The organism is Streptomyces sp. NPDC029122, assembly GCF_055569445.1.
Window position 1 is genome coordinate 89,851 of record NZ_JBVHWK010000029.1, and the last position, 16,146, is coordinate 105,996.

Genomic DNA, 16,146 nt, shown 5'->3' on the forward strand with positions numbered 1-16,146 from the left:
CTGTTCGAATGGTGAAGCGGAAGGGTTGCTGCGGTTCATGGCGACGCGATCCCGACGCGCTCCGAACAGGTCCCCCGAGCGGCCCTCCCCCGGAGCGGGCCGAGCCCCCGCGGGCGACTGGAACACCGTGGCGCTGGGCCCCCTGACCGGCCGTTGGCTCCTCGCCGGCAAGGACGGCCGGCTCACGGCCTACGCGCGCGCCGAGGACGGCCTGCTCCGCTGGACCGAGCGCGCCCCCGGCGGGCCCGGCTGGAGCGGCCCCGACCTCTTCCCCGCCGACGGGCTGACCGACCTCACGGTGGGCCAGGGCCCGGACGGGTACGCCCACTTCGCGGGCCGGCGCCGCACCAGGACCGAGGACGCCGAGACGGTCACCTACCACCACGCGGTGCAGTACCAGAGCGGCCGCCCGATGGGCCCCTGGCATTCCCTCGGCACCCTCTACCAGCGACCCGGGATGTCCCACCGCGGCGGCCCGCCGACGCTGGCGGTGGACGCCCAGGGCGCGCCCCACGTCTTCGTGCGCAACGCCGGGCGCGGCGTCCACGTCAGACGCCAGGACAGGAAGGGCGGCTGGCAGGACTGGGAAGACCTCCGGGGCAGCAAGTTCTTCGAGGGCACCGGCGCCGACTCCACCCCCGAGGGCCGGATCTGGTTGGCCGCCCCCGGCGAGAGGGGCCTCTCCCGCTGGGCCCAGTCGGGGCCCGAAGGCCCGCTGGAGCGGGTCGAGGACATCCCGTACCTGGTCCAGGACGGTTCGGTGCGCACGCTGGAGACGGCTCCGGGCCGCGTCACCCACTTCTGGCACGCGGCCGACGGGAGCGGGGTGTTCGCCTGCCGGGACGGCGCCGGCGTGCTGGGGCTGGGCGGCGGGCCGGCGGTCGGGGCGGTGGCCGCCGTACGCGCGCTGGTCGACGGCTACGACTGCACGGTGCTGGCCTACCGGGCGGTGAACGGGCGCACCGCCCTCGCGGCGTACCCCACGGAACACGAGGCGGCCGGACTCTGGTGGACCGAGATCGGCGAGGAGTGCCTGGGCTCCCCGGCCCTCGCCGTCGACGCCCGGGGCATGGTCGTCATCGCCTGTATCGGTGCCCGGGGCGAACTGCTGGTCAACCGGCAGAAGGACAGTTCCGGCCTGTCACTGGGCCGCTGGCAGCGGTTCTGACGGCTCGGGGCGCCGCCGCCCCTGGGGCGGGATCCTCGGCAGGTTGTGCCGGTCCACCGCCAGCGCCGATATCCGGCGCAGGAAGTCCACGGAGCGCCCTGCCGTGTCCGGGGTGATCCAGGCGTCGTCGATGTCGCACAGCTCCACCCGCACGGGGGAGCCGGCCAGCACGATGGGCAGGGTGTAGGCGATGGTGGACGCGAAGGTCAGCACGGTCCGGCCGATGGGCTCGGTCAGCGCGGTCAGTTCGAGCGGCAGCTCGGGGTGGACGATCTCCATGCCGGTGAGCCGGGCGATCCGCTCCAGCTTGGGGCCGCTCTCCCTGCGGTGCGCGAAGTAGCGCCCGGCCGCCCGGTGGCGCGCGATCCAGCCGACCGCTTCGATGTACCGGTCCTCGTCGACGACGCCGGTCTCCACCAGGGAGCTGCCCGCCAGGTCGGCCCCGGACCGCACGCGCACCGGACCGAAGGAGGCCCGGCTCCAGGCGTAGTCGTTGGGCCGTACCTCGGTGCCGGGCGGCGCGGTGACCGGCATGCAGGTGAAGAAGGTGGCCCGTTCCAGGTCCCCGCGGGCCAGCCAGCGGTTCACCGGGCCGCCCTTGGCGGAGGGCTTGAGCTCGCCCTGGTGCCAGCGGGTCAGCTGCTGGCCGTACGTGAGCAGGCTGACCAGCTCGGTGGTGGCGGTGCCGTCGTCGACGACGACCACCTCACGGGCCTTGGAGCGGGGCAGCAGCAGCTGGATCGTACGGGAGAACAGGTCCCCGATGACCAGGCGGCGGGCGGCCGCGACCGCCCGGCCGAGCCGGACCAGTTCGCCCGCCCGCCCCAGGTAGCCGGCGCGCACCTCGTAGCGCCGCCAGACCACTTTGGACTGCGAGGCGAACCGGCACAGCCGGCGGACCTGCGCGCGCGAGCGCGGGTCCGTCGGCTGGAGGACGGCGATGGTGAGGGACGCTGCCTCGCCCGGGTGGACGTACGCCCACTCGAGGACGTTCAGTAGTTGAGCCGGGCTCTCCACCAGGGCGAGGGTGTCGCTCATGCCGAGGCCGTCACCCCCTCGGCGGCGAGGGTGCCCTGGACGCGGCGGAGCTTCTTCATGGGGCCCAGTTCGGAGGCGTAGACGCGCTTGACGCCGTCACCGAGGGCGGTCTCGATGGTGCGGATGTCGCGGACCAGCCGGGCGAGGCCGCCGGGCTCGACGGAGGCGGCCTGGTCGGAGCCCCACATGGCGCGGTCGAGGGTGATGTGCCGCTCGACGGCGCAGGCGCCGAGGGCGACGGCGGCCAGGGTGGTCTGCAGGCCGGTCTCGTGGCCGGAGTAGCCGATCGGGACGTTGGGGTACTCCTCCTGGAGCGTGTTGATCACGCGCAGGTTGAGTTCCTCCGCCTTGGCCGGGTACGTCGAAGTGGCGTGCAGCAGGACGACGTTGGCGCTGCCCAGCACCTCCACCGCGTGCCGGATCTGCTGGGGGGTGGACATGCCGGTGGACAGGATGACCGTCTTGCCGGTCGCGCGCAGGGCGAGGAGCAGCTCGTCGTCGGTCAGGGAGGCGGAGGCCACCTTGTGGGCCGGTACGCCGAACTTCTCCAGGAAGGTCACGGCCTCGGTGTCCCACGGGGAGGCGAACCAGTCGAGGCCCCGCGCGGCGCAGTGCTCGCCGATGGCCCGGTACTCGTCCTCGCCGAACTCCACGCGGTGGCGGTAGTCGATGTAGGTCATCCGCCCCCAGGGGGTGTCCCGCTCGATGTCCCACTGGTCGCGCGGGGTGCATATCTCGGGGGTGCGCTTCTGGAACTTCACCGCGTCACAGCCCGCGTCGGCGGCCGCGTCGATCAGCGCGAGGGCGTTCGCGAGCTCACCGTTGTGGTTGATCCCGATCTCACCGATCACATAGGTGGGCCGGCCGGGGCCGACCTCCTTGTTCCCGATGCGGCGGATCCGGTTGCTGTGCACCACTGTTCAGAGTTCCTTTCCGGGGTACTGCGAGGAGTCCGGCGACGACGGGGCCGCCGGGGTCTGCTGCGGGTCGAGGAGGGGGGCCAGGGCCCGTGCCCGGCCGAGGTCGCCGGGCTCGTCGATCTCGATGGCCCGCTCCGGGGCCGTGGGGACGAGCTGGGTCCGGCCGAAGAAGCGGTGGCCGTGCCGGCGGAAGCCGTCGGCGCGCATGGCGTAGACGGCGCCCGACTCCAGGTACTCGGGGGTGCGGTCCTGGCGGCGCAGGCGTACGGAGCTGTCGTGGTTGACCCCGTGCGCGTGGTGGCCCGGGCCGGCCCCGTCGGGGCCGGTGCCCCACAGGAAGCCGTGGAAGGGCACCGCGGTGAAGGCGGAGTCGGCGCCGTCGCGGACCACGGCCAGGACCGTCCCGTCGACCTCCTCCGGGGTGGTGAAGGGGCTGGTGCACTGGACGAAGACGAGGACGTCCACGGGCTCCCCGTGCCGCTCCTCCAGCACGTCCAGCGCGTGCAGCAGCGCCGACTCGCTGGAGGCCCGGTCGGAGCCCAGCTCGGCGGGGCGGTCGACGACCTCGGCGCCGGCCTCGCGGGCGGCCCGCGCGATGGCCGCGTCGTCGGTGGAGACCACGACCCGGGTCACGTGGGCCGCGCCCCGGCAGGCGAGGACCGCGCGGGCGACGAGCGGGACCCCGCCGACCTCGGCGGTGTTCTTCCCGGGGATGCCCTTGGAGCCGCCCCGGGCGGGTATGACGGCGGTGACGTTCACGAGGCTTCCCCCTGGGGTGCCGACGACGGGGGCGCTCATACGCCGCCCCACTGCTGGATCTTCGGGGCCACGCGCTGGACCCCGAACTGGTAGGCCACCTTCAGCACGCGGCGGGAGGTGCGCCGCATGGGGCCGCTCGGGCGCCCCGCGGCGGCGCCCGAGCCGGGGGAGCCGTCCGGGTTCAGGCCCCGGCGGCGAAGCAGCGTCCCCACGTATTCGGGCGCGCTGTCGGCCGTGTAGTACGGGGATATCGGCGGCAGCGGGACACCATGCAACCGTTCGATGCGGTGGCGCAGTTCCCCGTACGGATCGACCGCGCGGATGCCCTGGTCGGCCGTCCAGGATTCGTCCGCGAGCGGGGCGTCGCCCTCGTCTATCGCGGTCCAGTCGGTGATGCAGCCCGAACCGGTGAAATAGTGGTTTCCGTGGACTTCCCGAACGCCGAGATCGCTGAGGATGGCGGTCGGCATTCCGCGGTGCATCGATTCGAGCGCGGCCGTGGAACTGACCGTCACCAGCAGGTCGGTACGGTCGAGGGTGTCCGACATGTTTCCGTAGACGAAATGCAGATTGGGCGGCAGCGGTTCTTCCAGCTGTTCCGCGAGGACCTGGTAGTGGAAGGCCTCCACATGGGTGGTCGCCTCGCCGGGCCTGCTGCGGAGTTTGACCAGTACGTCGCGCCCCGGGCGCAGTCGCGCGTGGGATATGGCGCGGCGCAGCATGTAGAGCCGGCCGTTGCGGTCGGCGGGCACCGAGGGCTGGACGGCGAAGCACACCGTATAGGGGTGGGTGGCGTGGGTCCGGCTCGGGTCGTACGGTCTCTGGTCGAGGAAGGGGAGCGCCGTCTGGACGATGCAGGAAACGGGAATTCCGAGGGGTTCGTACACCTCGGTGAAACGGCGCCGGTCGAAAGGGCTGTTGGCGAGGACGATGTCGGCGCCGGCGCGCAGCAGGAGCCCGTCGGCCATCTTCTCGTAGACGACGCCGACGTAACCGGTCATGACGATCGGCCGCCGGGGCGCCCCCGCGAACCGGTGGGCGAGCGCGTGCAGGGCCGCGTGCGTGGCGCCGCCCACCGTGCCCAGGATGATCAGATCCGCTCCGTCGAGTTCCGGCGCCGCCGCGAAACCGGCGAGCGTGGCCTCGGTGATCGAGGCGGGGGTGATGCCGACCTCCGCCAGCTGGCGCGCGGTCGGGGTGCTGCGGCCGCGCAGCATGTGGGCGTGCACCTCGCTGCCCGGTGCCAGGCCCACCGCCAGCCCCGCGCCCCATTTCCAGCGGGTGTCGGAGTCTGCGAGCACGTGGATGCGCACTTGGTGATTCCCGGGTCGGTCGGCGGAGCCCAACTGCCGTCGGCGTACCCGCGGCCGAGCGCGGGCAGGGGCGGGACTGCCGCCGGGCCCGATAGACCCTACATGCTCACCTCAGCCTTATGTGTCACGAAAAGGCTTCGACCGCCGAGGGAGTTGTACGTCACACCCGGGGGTTCCGGGAGCCTCTCCGGGCGCTTCTATCATGATGTCCGGTCCGTCCGTGCGGCTTCGGCGGAGGTGTGTGGGCAATGGGGAGAAGGTGAGTGCTTCCGGTGGTGACCCTTTCGGTGATCGTCGCGATGTGTGACGTCCGGGAGTTCTGCCGGACGGCGCTCAAGTCGCTGGCGCTCAATGCCCGGGAGGATTTCGAGTTCATCGTCGTGGACGACGGATCCGTTGACGGGACGTCAGAGATCCTGCGGGAAATGGTGCCGGGGATTCCCGGTGCCGTACTGATCCGGAACGAGCGGAACCTGGGGATATCGGCCACCCGCAACATAGGCCTCGCGGCCGCCCGCGGACGCTTCTTCACCTTCCTCGACGGCGACGACTGGTACGCCCCCGGATATCTCGCGCAACTGGTCGGCTGGATGAGCCAGGCCGGCGTCGATTTCCTGCGCACCGGCCATGTCCGTGTCTACGGCAGAAAGCGGAAGATCGTCATGGCGCCCCTCGCGCCGAGGGCCCTTCCGCTGAATCCCGCCGATTACATCGGCCCGGTCGACGCCTCGACCTTCATGGACTACCCGCAGTCCTGGGCCGGCATCTACGACCGCGAGCGCCTCCTTGAGGCCGGCGCGCTGTTCTTCGACGAGAGCCTGCGCACCGCCGAGGACCGCCCCTGGTTCTACAAGCTGCACCTGCGGACGCGTTCCTTCGGAGTCGTCGACCTCCACGGCATCTTCTACCGCCGGGATGTGGCCACTTCCCTGACGAAGGTCCCCGACGAGCGGCAGCTCGACTTCCTTCCGGCCTTCCGCCTCATATTCGAGGAACTCGCGGGACATCCGCGCGGATATGAACTCTCCTTCAAGGCGATGCGAACCCTCTGCGCGCTCATCGTCATTCACATGGACCGCGCCGAGTCGTACGAGGAACTCACCCGCGGCCTGCTGATGGAGCGGGCCGCGCAGATCCTCTTCGACCTCCCCCAGGACGTCCTCGAGGGGACGCTGGAAGGAATGGACTCCACACGCGTGAAGAAGCTCAGAGCACTGATGTCCCGTCACCTGGGCGCCGCCGCCCGATGACCCGGATATTCGCCGCCTCCACCCTCTACGGAGCCATGACGGTGGCCGCCGCCATCGACGCCGGCCAGCTCGGTCACGACGACCGCGAGCGCATCCTGCTCGTGTGCAACAACGTCGACATCCCCGAAGTCGCGACCCCCCTCCACCAGATGCCGGGCGCCGCCGCCGTGCTCGCGCGCTTCCACCGCGTCGTCTACTGGAACGACCTGATCTACCCGTTCCACCCGGCGCTCTGGTCCCCCCGGGACGAGGACGCCCCGCTGTGGCGCACCGTCATGGCGGAGAAGATCGGCATCCGGCCGGGCCCCCTGGAACTCGTCGTGGAATCGATCCAGGTCAAGCCCGCCCAGACGCTCTGCAAGATCTTCTCGGACGCCACGCTGGCCGTGTACGCCGACGGGCTCATGAGCTACGGCCCCACGCGCAACGACCTGCCCCGCGGCATCCACGGCCGCATCGAGCGGGTGCTCTACCTCGACCTGGTCCCCACCCTGCTGCCCATGCTCCTCACCGAGTACGGGATCCCCTCGCAGCCGGTGCACACCGCCGCCGTCCTCAAGCTGATGGCGGAGGTCACCCACGAGTGCCGGCCGATCCTCGACCGGGTGATCCCGCCGCAGCTCGCCCGGACCGGCCCGGACAGCGCCGTCCTGCTCGGCCAGTACCTCTCCCCCCTCGGCATCCTCACCGAGGAGGAAGAGGAGGAGCTGCACCTGCGCATGTTCCGGCACGCGCTGCGGCTCGGCCACACCTCGATCGTCTTCAAACCCCACCCCAGCGCCCCCTCGAGCCTCGCCGACACCCTCGGCGAGGCGGCCCGCGCGGCCGGGGTCCCCTTCCTGCTGCTCGACGTACCGGTCCTCGCCGAGACCGTCTTCGAGTACCTGCGCCCCCGCCAGGTCATCGGCTGCTTCTCCACCGGCCTGTTCACCGCCCGCGCGCTGTACGGGATCCCCGTCGCCCAGATCGGCGCGCTCGAGGTGATCCGCCGGATGCGGCCGTACGCCAACAGCAACCGCATCCCCGCCACCCTCACCCACGCCCTGCTGCCCGACCTGGACGCCCCGGCCGGCCCGCCGGCCGACCGGGTGCTGGACGTCGGGTACATCCGGGGCGAGGTCACCCCGTACGTCCAGGCCGTCGGCTACTGCATGCAGCCCAAGCGGTACGCCTTCCTGCGCCCGGTGGCCGAGGAGTACGTGGCCGCCGCCGTCGACCAGTGGGAGGGCCGGCCCGAGCTGTCCATGCACTTCAACGAGCGGACCCGGACCCGCCTGGACCTGCCGGGCCCGCGCACCTGGAAGTGGCGGCGCGGCAAGGGCTGGACCTTCCTTGCCGCCAGGGAGCGGGCCGACGACGACGCGCCCTTCACCGACATCACCCTCAGCGGCTTCGCCTCCCTCGTCGAGGCGAAGGACGACCGGGGCGTCCTGGAGGTGGGCGCGCGGCTGCTCGCCGAGCACGAGAACCTCGACCTGCTCATCGGCATGGCCCAGGCCCACATCCGCCGCAAGGAGACCGACCAGGCCAGGCGGCGGATCGAGCGGGCCGTCCAGATCTCCGCGGACAGCGGGCGCGCCCTGGTCTGGCTGCGGATCGCCGAGACCGCCGCGAAACTGGGCAAGCCCGGCGACGACCTGCGCCGCGAGGCGGGCCGGCGGGCACTGAGCCTGAATCCGGACTCGCCGGCCGCCCAGCGCCTGGTCAAACCCGGCCGGCTGGGCCGCAGGTGACACGGGAACGGCCCCGTCCGCACCAGGTGCGGACGGGGCCGTTCTGCGTACTGCGGGGTGTTACGCCGGGACGCTGGCGACACCGGGGGCGAGGAACTTCTTGCCGTTCACCCGCTCCGAGACGCCCTCACGGTCCAGGTACGGGGTGATGCCGCCCAGGTGGAAGGGCCAGCCCGCACCGGTGATGAGGCAGAGGTCGATGTCCTGGGCCTCGGCCACGACACCCTCCTCCAGCATCAGACCGATCTCCTGCGCCACCGCGTCCAGGACGCGGTCCCGGACCTGCTCCTCCGTCAGGACGGAGTCGCCCTGCACCAGGAGGGCGGCGACCTCGGGGTCCAGCTCCGGCTTGAAGTTGTTCTCTGCGGAGTAGACGTAGAAGCCGCGCTTGCCGGCCTCGACCACGCGCTTGAGGTTCGGCGAGACGGTGAAGCGCTCCGGGAAGGCGCGGTTCAGGGTCTCGGAGACGTGCAGACCGATCGCCGGGCCGACGAGCTCCAGCAGCACCAGCGGGGACATCGGCAGGCCGAGCGGCTCGATGGCCTTCTCGGCGGTGACGACCGGGGTGCCCTCGTCGATGACGTTCTGGATCTCGCCCATGAAGCGGGTCAGGATGCGGTTCACGACGAACGCCGGGGCGTCCTTGGTGAGGACCGCGGTCTTCTTCAGCTTCTTGGCGACACCGAAGGCCGTGGCCAGCGAGGCGTCGTCGGTCCGCTCACCGCGGACGATCTCCAGCAGCGGGAGGATCGCGACCGGGTTGAAGAAGTGGAAGCCCACCACGCGCTCCGGGTGACGGAGCTTGGAGGCCATCTCGGAGACCGACAGCGAGGAGGTGTTGGTGGCGAGGATCGCGTGCGCCGGGGCGACCGCCTCGACCTCCGCGAACACCTTCTGCTTGACGGACATCTCCTCGAACACGGCCTCGATGATGAAGTCCGCGTCCGCGAAGCCCTCGGCCTTGTCCAGGACACCGGTCACCAGGGCGGTCAGGCGGTTGGCCTTGTCCTGGTTGATGCGGCCCTTGCCGAGGAGCTTCTGGATCTCGGCGTGGACGTAGCCCACACCCTTGTCCACGCGCTCCTGGTCGATGTCGGTGAGGACCACCGGCACCTCCAGGCGGCGCAGGAACAGCAGCGCCAGCTGCGAGGCCATCAGGCCCGCGCCCACGACGCCGACCTTGGTCACCGGGCGCGCCAGCGACTTGTCCGGGGCGCCGGCCGGGCGCTTGCCGCGCTTCTGGACCAGGTTGAAGGCGTAGATGCCCGAGCGCAGCTCGCCGCCCATGATGAGGTCGGCCAGGGCCGTGTCCTCGGCGTCGAAGCCGGCCTGGAGGTCGCCGTCCTTGGCCGCGGCGATGATGTCCAGCGCGCGGTAGGCGGCGGGAGCGGCACCGTGCACCTTGGAGTCCGCGATGAAGCGGCCCTTGGCGACGGCCGCGTCCCAGGCCTCGCCGCGGTCGACCTCGGCCCGTACGACCTCGGTCTCGCCCTTGAGGACCTTCGCGGTCCACAGCAGGGACTGCTCCAGGAAGTCCGCGCCCTCGAAGATCGCGTCGGCGATGCCGAGCTCGAAGACCTGCTTGCCCTTGAGCTGGCGGTTCTGGTTCAGCGAGTTCTCGATGATGACCGAGACCGCGCGCTCCGCGCCGATCAGGTTCGGGAGGATGGCGCAGCCGCCCCAGCCCGGAACCAGGCCGAGGAAGACCTCGGGCAGGGAGAAGGCCGGGATGGCCTTCGAGACGGTGCGGTACGAGCAGTGCAGGCCGACCTCGACACCGCCGCCCATCGCCGCGCCGTTGTAGTACGCGAAGGTGGGGACGGCCAGCGCGGAGAGGCGCTTGAAGACGTCGTGGCCGCCCTTGCCGATGGCGAGCGCGTCGTCGTGCTTCTTCAGCAGCTCGACGCCCTTGAGGTCGGCGCCGACGGCGAAGATGAACGGCTTGCCGGTGATGCCCGCGCCGACGATGGAGCCGGCGGTGGCCTCCTGCTCGACCTGGTCGATCGCCGCGTTCAGGTTGGCGAGGGACTGCGGGCCGAAGGTGGTCGGCTTGGTGTGGTCGAAGCCGTTGTCCAGCGTGATGAGCGCGAAGCGCCCGGCGCCGAACGGCAGGTCCAGGTGGCGGACGTGCGCGGACGTGACGACCTCGTCCGGGAACAGCTCGGCCGCACCCTTCAGGAGCTCAGCGGTGGTGCTCACTTGGCGTCTCCCTCGGCGGTGAAGTGCGGGTTCTCCCAGATGACCGTGGCGCCCATGCCGAAGCCGACGCACATGGTGGTCAGGCCGTAGCGGACGTGCGGCTGCTCCTCGAACTGGCGGGCCAGCTGCGTCATCAGGCGGACGCCGGAGGAGGCCAGCGGGTGGCCGAACGCGATGGCGCCGCCGTACTGGTTCACCCGGGCGTCGTCATCGGCGATGCCGTAGTGCTCCAGGAAGGCCAGCACCTGCACGGCGAAGGCCTCGTTGATCTCGAACAGGCCGATGTCCTCGATGGACAGGCCGGCCTGGGCGAGGGCCTTCTCGGTGGCCGGGATCGGGCCGTAACCCATGACCTCCGGCTCGACGCCGGCGAAGGAGTACGAGACCAGGCGCATCTTGACCGGGAGGTTGTTCTCCCGGGCGAAGTCCTCGGACGCGATGATCGCGGCGGTGGCGCCGTCGTTGAGACCGGCGGCGTTGCCCGCGGTGACCCGGCCGTGCGTACGGAACGGGGTCTTCAGGCCGGCCAGGTTCTCCAGCGTGGTGCCCGGGCGCATCGGCTCGTCGGAGGTGACCAGGCCCCAGCCCGTCTCGCCCGCGGCCTCGTTGGTGTTGCGCACCGAGATCGGGACCAGGTCCTGCTGGATCTTGCCGTCGGCGTACGCCTTGGCGGCCTTCTCCTGCGAGCGCACGGCGTACTGGTCGGCGCGGAGCTTGGTGATCGTCGGGTACCGGTCGTGCAGGTTCTCGGCGGTCATGCCCATGAACAGGGCGGACTCGTCGACCAGCTTCTCGGAGACGAAGCGCGGGTTCGGGTCCACGCCCTCGCCCATGGGGTGGCGGCCCATGTGCTCGACACCGCCGGCGAGGGCGACGTCGTACGCACCGAAGGCCACGCCGCCCGCGACCGCGGTCACGGCGGTCAGCGCGCCGGCGCACATGCGGTCGATGGAGTAGCCCGGGACGGACTGCGGCAGGCCCGCGAGGATGCCGGCCGTGCGGCCCAGCGTCAGGCCCTGGTCGCCGATCTGCGTGGTCGCGGCGATGGCGACCTCGTCGATCTTCTTGGGGTCCAGGTCCGGGTTGCGGCGCAGCAGCTCCCGGATCGCCTTCACGACGAGGTCGTCGGCGCGGGTCTCGTGGTAGATGCCCTTCGGGCCCGCCTTGCCGAACGGGGTGCGGACGCCGTCGACGAAGACGACGTCCCTGACGGTACGAGGCACGTTGGCTCTCCTCCAGGTACGGGATGGCGCTGCTGCGCGGGGGCGGCCCGGCCGGTGTGGCTGAGCGCCCGCTCACCCGGCCCATGCTACTTGCGGGTAACCAATGTGCACACCCCCTCCCCGAGGAGCGGCGAAGGTCACACTCCGTCGGCGCCGGCCGGAGCGGCGGCGGACCCCGGCGCAGCGGGACGAACACGTGCAGGCCCCCGGCTCGGGAGCCGGGGGCCTGCACGGGGTTCGGCGGCTCAGGCGGTCGCGGCCAGGGCCGTGACCAGGGCCGGGGTCACCTGCTCGATCTGCCAGGGGCGGGCGCCGTGGCCGGCCAGGGCCTGCGCCACCGCGTCCGCGTCGAGCGGCTTGGGCGGCTCCCAGCACACCCGGCGCACCGTGTCGGGGGTGATCAGGTTCTCCTGCGGCAGGTTCAGCCGCTCGGCCAGGGCGGAGACGGCCGCACGGGCCGCCGACAGCCGGGCCGCGGCGGCCGGGTCCTTGTCCGCCCAGGAACGCGGCGGGGGCGGGCCCGACGGGGACGCGCCCGGCTGCGGCAGCTCGCTCTCGGGCAGGGCCCTCGCCCGCTCCACGGCGGCCATCCACTGGTCCAGCTGGCGCCGGCCCATCCGCTGCCCGTACCCGGGCAGGGCCGACAGGGCGTGCACGTTCACGGGCAGGGCCAGGGCCGCCTCCACGATCGCGGCGTCGCCCAGCACCTTGCCGGGGGAGACGTCCCGGCGCTGCGCGATGCGGTCGCGGGACTCCCACAGCTCCCGTACGACCGCCATCTGCCGGCGGCGGCGCACCTTGTGCATGCCGGAGGTGCGGCGCCAGGGGTCCTTGCGGGGCGGGGCGGGCGGGGCCGAGGCGATGGCGTCGAACTCCTGGCGGGCCCACTCCAGCTTGCCCTGCCGGTCCAGCTCCTTCTCCAGCGCGTCCCGCAGGTCCACCAGCAGCTCCACGTCGAGCGCGGCGTAGCGCAGCCACGGCTCGGGGAGGGGGCGGGTGGACCAGTCGACGGCGGAGTGCCCCTTCTCCAGGGCGTAGCCGAGCACGCTCTCGACCATGGCGCCGAGTCCGACCCGGGGGAAGCCGGCGAGGCGGCCGGCCAGCTCGGTGTCGAAGAGGGAGGCGGGCACCATGCCTATTTCACGCAGGCACGGCAGGTCCTGGGTCGCGGCGTGCAGGATCCACTCGGTCCCGGAGAGGGCCTCGCCCAGCGCGGACAGGTCCGGGCAGCCGACCGGGTCGATCAGCGCGGAGCCCGCGCCCTCGCGGCGCAGCTGCACGAGGTAGGCGCGCTGGCCGTACCGGTAGCCGGAGGCGCGCTCGGCGTCCACGGCCACGGGCCCGGTGCCGGCGGCGAAGGCCGCGACGACGCGGGCGAGGGCCTCGGCGTCGGCGACGACCGGCGGGATGCCCTCACGGGGCTCGAGCAAGGGAATCGGCGTCGGCTGCCCATCGGACGGAACCTCGGCGTCCGGGGGGCCGCCCCCGGTGGTGGTGCGCAGGTGTGCTGCGGTCTCTTGGGCGTCGGTCACCGGTAAAGGGTATCCGTGTATGGGACGCGCCCGTCGCCGGAACGTTCCGTCGACGGGCGCGCGGGGAAGAAGGCGGCCGGTTCCCGGGGTCTCCGGGCGGTCCGCCCCGGGAACCTCGGGACGGGATCAGTGGATGATCCCCGTCCGCAGCGCGACGGCGACCATCCCGGCCCGGTCGCCGGTGCCCAGCTTGCGGGCGATCCGGGCGAGGTGGGACTTGACGGTCAGGGCGGACAGGCCCATCGAGACGCCGATGGCCTTGTTGGACTGGCCCTCCGCGACGAGGCGCAGGACCTCGACCTCGCGGCCGGAGAGCTCTCGGTAGCCGCCCGGGTGGCTCGGGGCACCCGGGGGGCGGCGGTGCATACGGGCGGCGGCGGCGCCGATGGGGGCGGCGCCGGGCCGGGTGGGGAGCCCGATGTTCGTCCGCGTACCCGTGACGACGTAGCCCTTCACTCCGCCCGCGAGGGCGTTGCGCACGGCACCGATGTCATCGGCGGCGGACAGGGCCAGGCCGTTCGGCCAGCCGGCGGCGCGGGTCTCGGAGAGCAGGGTGAGACCGGAACCGTCGGGCAGGTGTACGTCGGCCACGCAGATGTCGCGCGGGCTGCCGACGCGGGGGCGGGCCTCCGCGATGGACGACGCCTCGATCACGTCACGGACTCCGAGGGCCCACAGATGGCGGGTCACGGTGGAACGGACGCGCGGGTCGGCCACGACGACCATGGCCGTCGGCTTGTTCGGGCGGTAGGCGACCAGGCTTGCGGGCTGCTCGAGAAGAACGGACACCTAGGCCTCCTGGGGGAGTGGCGGGACGGCCGGCTCGGGGAAGGAAGCCGGTTCGCACCGTGCGGATGGTCACTGACTCCTTCGGCACGTCACCCACCCGGCTTTAGGGAATGATCACGATTTGGTGAGTAACAATTCGGGCAATTCGGACGCACGATCGATCAAAGGGCGATCAGAAGGCCGCCCGGCGAACGCCCTTCTGACACACCGTTACGACATCGAGCGGTCGTTCCCGTGCGCGCACGGGGCCGGACGGCCCCCTCGGGGCGGCCGGCTACGGGTGGTGCGGACCGCGCCGCTGTGGCAGGGACACCACGCCCGTGGCGTTGTCCGTCGGCCCCATCGGAGGCAGTCCCGCGATCTGGCACAGCAGCTCGCACCACGCCGCCAGGTGCGCGGTGGTGTCCGGCACCCCGCCCACCCCCTCGCGCGGCGTCCACGAGGCCCTGATCTCGATCTGGGTGGCCGGACGCCGCTCCGCGAGCCCGCCGAAGTAGTGCGAGGCCGCCATCGTCACGGTGCCGCTCGCCTCCCCGTACGCCAGCCCGCGCGCGTCCAGCGCGCCCGTCAGCCAGGACCAGCACACCTCCGGCAGCAGCGGGTCCGCCGCCATCTCAGGCTCCAGCTCGGCCCGTACCAGCGTCACCAGCCGGAAGGTGCCCTGCCAGGCGTCGTGCCCCGCCGGATCGTGGAGCAGGATGAGCCGGCCGTCGGCGAGGTCGTCCTCGCCCTCCACCACCGCCGCCTCCAGCGCGTAGGCGTACGGCGCCAGCCGCTGGGGCGGCTTCGTCGGCTCGATCTCGATCCCGGGCCGCAGCCGCGCCTTGCGCAAGCCGTCGACCGCCCGCCGGAACGGGAGCGGGACGGAACTCTCCTTCGCGCTGTCCGTACCCTCGGCGCCATCTGAAAATCGTCCCTGAGCCGCAGCCATGCCGGGAAGACTAGGCGGAACGAGCGCCCGTACGGCGCAGGGACACCCGCCCCGGGCCGGGCACTTCTTCATACGTGCGAAGATTTGGGTCGTGAGCGCCAACGACCGCCCCCAGGGCCCGCCGAGCCAGACGTACGATTCCGCCTTCCTGAAGGCGTGCCGGCGGGAGCCGGTGCCGCACACCCCGGTGTGGTTCATGAGGCAGGCCGGCCGCTCACTCCCCGAGTACCGCAAGGTGCGCGAGGGCACGGCCATGCTGGAGTCCTGCATGCGCCCCGACCTGGTCACCGAGATCACCATGCAGCCCGTGCGGCGCCACGGCGTCGACGCGGCGATCTTCTTCTCCGACATCGTGGTGCCGCTGAAGGCCATCGGCGTCGACCTCGACATCAAGCCGGGCATCGGCCCGGTCGTCGCCCAGCCGATCCGCCGCCGCGAGGACCTCGCACAGCTGCGCGACCTCACCCCGGAGGACGTCCCGTACGTCACCGAGGCGATCGGCATGCTCACGGGTGAACTGGGCGGCACGCCGTTGATCGGCTTCGCCGGCGCGCCTTTCACCCTTGCGAGCTACCTCGTCGAGGGCGGCCCGTCCAAGAACCACGAGCACACCAAGGCCCTGATGTACGGGGACCCGGAGCTGTGGGCCGAGCTGCTCGACCGCCTCGCCGAGATCACCTCCGCCTTCCTGAAGGTCCAGATCGAGGCCGGCGTCTCCGCGGTCCAGCTCTTCGACTCCTGGGTCGGCGCCCTCGCCCCGGCGGACTACCGCCGCTCGGTCATGCCCGCCTCCGCGAAGGTCCTGGAGTCCGTCGCCTCGTACGGCGTCCCGCGCATCCACTTCGGCGTGGGCACGGGTGAGCTGCTCGGCCTGATGGGCGAGGCCGGCGCGGACGTCATGGGCGTCGACTACCGGGTCCCGCTGGACGAGGCCGTCCGCCGCGTCGGTCCCGGCAAGGCGCTCCAGGGCAACCTGGACCCGGCCGTCCTCTTCTCCACCCCCGAGGCCGTCCAGGCCAAGACGGACGAGGTCCTGGCCGCCGCTGCCGGCCTGGAGGGCCACGTCTTCAACCTCGGCCACGGCGTCCTGCCGACCACCGACCCGGACGCGCTGACCCGTCTGGTGGACCACGTCCACACCAGGACGGCCCGCTGATCCCCGCCGCCCGCCCGGGCGGCCCCGGGGGGGGGGGGGGGGAGGGGGGGGGGGGGGGGGGGGGGGGGGTGGGGGGGTGGGGGGGGGGGGGGGGGGGGGGGGGGAAGAGGGGGGGGAGGGGGGGGGGGGGGAGAG

At 72.2% G+C, this 16,146-nt stretch carries 13 protein-coding genes; 4 read left to right on the forward strand and 9 right to left on the reverse strand.

Annotated elements, in window-relative coordinates; all coding sequences use genetic code 11:
• Nucleotides 1–37: 37 nt before the first annotated feature.
• Nucleotides 38–1,168: a PLL family lectin gene (locus ACZ4WZ_RS27785; RefSeq protein WP_467894448.1), complete on the forward strand. Its 1,131-nt coding sequence runs from the start codon at nucleotides 38–40 to the stop codon at nucleotides 1,166–1,168.
• Here the strand turns inward: ACZ4WZ_RS27785 and ACZ4WZ_RS27790 are convergent.
• The 4 genes from ACZ4WZ_RS27790 to ACZ4WZ_RS27805 are packed head-to-tail and all read right to left on the reverse strand — an operon-like array spanning nucleotide 1,142 to nucleotide 5,198.
• Complete coding sequence (locus ACZ4WZ_RS27790) at nucleotides 1,142–2,206, reverse strand: hypothetical protein (RefSeq protein WP_467894450.1); 1,065 nt, start codon at nucleotides 2,204–2,206, stop codon at nucleotides 1,142–1,144. The genes ACZ4WZ_RS27785 and ACZ4WZ_RS27790 overlap by 27 nt on opposite strands.
• A complete protein-coding gene (locus ACZ4WZ_RS27795) occupies nucleotides 2,203–3,123 on the reverse strand; it encodes an N-acetylneuraminate synthase family protein (RefSeq protein WP_467894451.1) in 921 nt (306 codons plus the stop codon). Before ACZ4WZ_RS27795 ends, ACZ4WZ_RS27790 begins: the two co-directional genes overlap by 4 nt.
• Nucleotides 3,124–3,126: 3 nt before the next feature.
• Complete coding sequence (locus ACZ4WZ_RS27800) at nucleotides 3,127–3,885, reverse strand: acylneuraminate cytidylyltransferase family protein (RefSeq protein ID WP_467894453.1); 759 nt, start codon at nucleotides 3,883–3,885, stop codon at nucleotides 3,127–3,129.
• A 35-nt stretch (nucleotides 3,886–3,920) separates the two neighbouring features.
• Nucleotides 3,921–5,198, reverse strand: coding sequence for a DUF6716 putative glycosyltransferase (locus tag ACZ4WZ_RS27805; RefSeq protein ID WP_467894455.1), 1,278 nt, complete (start codon nucleotides 5,196–5,198; stop codon nucleotides 3,921–3,923).
• 272 nt (nucleotides 5,199–5,470) lie between these two features.
• Between ACZ4WZ_RS27805 and ACZ4WZ_RS27810 the strand changes: the two genes are divergently transcribed.
• Both ACZ4WZ_RS27810 and ACZ4WZ_RS27815 read left to right on the forward strand, forming a co-directional pair.
• On the forward strand, nucleotides 5,471–6,448 hold the full coding sequence (locus ACZ4WZ_RS27810) for a glycosyltransferase family 2 protein (RefSeq protein WP_467894456.1): 978 nt from the start codon (nucleotides 5,471–5,473) through the stop codon (nucleotides 6,446–6,448).
• On the forward strand, nucleotides 6,445–8,181 hold the full coding sequence (locus tag ACZ4WZ_RS27815) for a polysialyltransferase family glycosyltransferase (RefSeq protein ID WP_467894458.1): 1,737 nt from the start codon (nucleotides 6,445–6,447) through the stop codon (nucleotides 8,179–8,181). The genes ACZ4WZ_RS27810 and ACZ4WZ_RS27815 overlap by 4 nt, the downstream gene beginning before the upstream one ends.
• 60 nt (nucleotides 8,182–8,241) lie before the next feature.
• Here ACZ4WZ_RS27815 and ACZ4WZ_RS27820 read toward each other — a convergent pair whose 3' ends face one another.
• From ACZ4WZ_RS27820 to ACZ4WZ_RS27840, 5 genes are all read right to left on the reverse strand, one after another.
• Nucleotides 8,242–10,380, reverse strand: coding sequence for a 3-hydroxyacyl-CoA dehydrogenase NAD-binding domain-containing protein (locus tag ACZ4WZ_RS27820; RefSeq protein WP_467894460.1), 2,139 nt, complete (start codon nucleotides 10,378–10,380; stop codon nucleotides 8,242–8,244).
• A complete protein-coding gene (locus ACZ4WZ_RS27825; protein ID WP_388938543.1) occupies nucleotides 10,377–11,603 on the reverse strand; it encodes a thiolase family protein in 1,227 nt (408 codons plus the stop codon). Before ACZ4WZ_RS27825 ends, ACZ4WZ_RS27820 begins: the two co-directional genes overlap by 4 nt.
• Nucleotides 11,604–11,848: 245 nt before the next feature.
• A complete protein-coding gene (locus ACZ4WZ_RS27830) occupies nucleotides 11,849–13,135 on the reverse strand; it encodes an HRDC domain-containing protein (protein WP_467894462.1) in 1,287 nt (428 codons plus the stop codon).
• 126 nt (nucleotides 13,136–13,261) lie between these two features.
• Nucleotides 13,262–13,924, reverse strand: a complete 663-nt coding sequence (locus ACZ4WZ_RS27835) for a helix-turn-helix transcriptional regulator (protein WP_007267191.1) — start codon at nucleotides 13,922–13,924, stop codon at nucleotides 13,262–13,264.
• A gap of 274 nt (nucleotides 13,925–14,198) precedes the next feature.
• A complete protein-coding gene (locus ACZ4WZ_RS27840; RefSeq protein WP_467894465.1) occupies nucleotides 14,199–14,855 on the reverse strand; it encodes a DUF3000 domain-containing protein in 657 nt (218 codons plus the stop codon).
• Between the two features lie 91 nt (nucleotides 14,856–14,946).
• On the opposite strand from ACZ4WZ_RS27840, the gene hemE reads away from it, so the two are divergent.
• Nucleotides 14,947–16,011 (forward strand): uroporphyrinogen decarboxylase, encoded by a 1,065-nt coding sequence (hemE, locus tag ACZ4WZ_RS27845; RefSeq protein WP_467894467.1) that lies wholly within the window; start codon nucleotides 14,947–14,949, stop codon nucleotides 16,009–16,011.
• Nucleotides 16,012–16,146 lie beyond the last annotated feature (135 nt).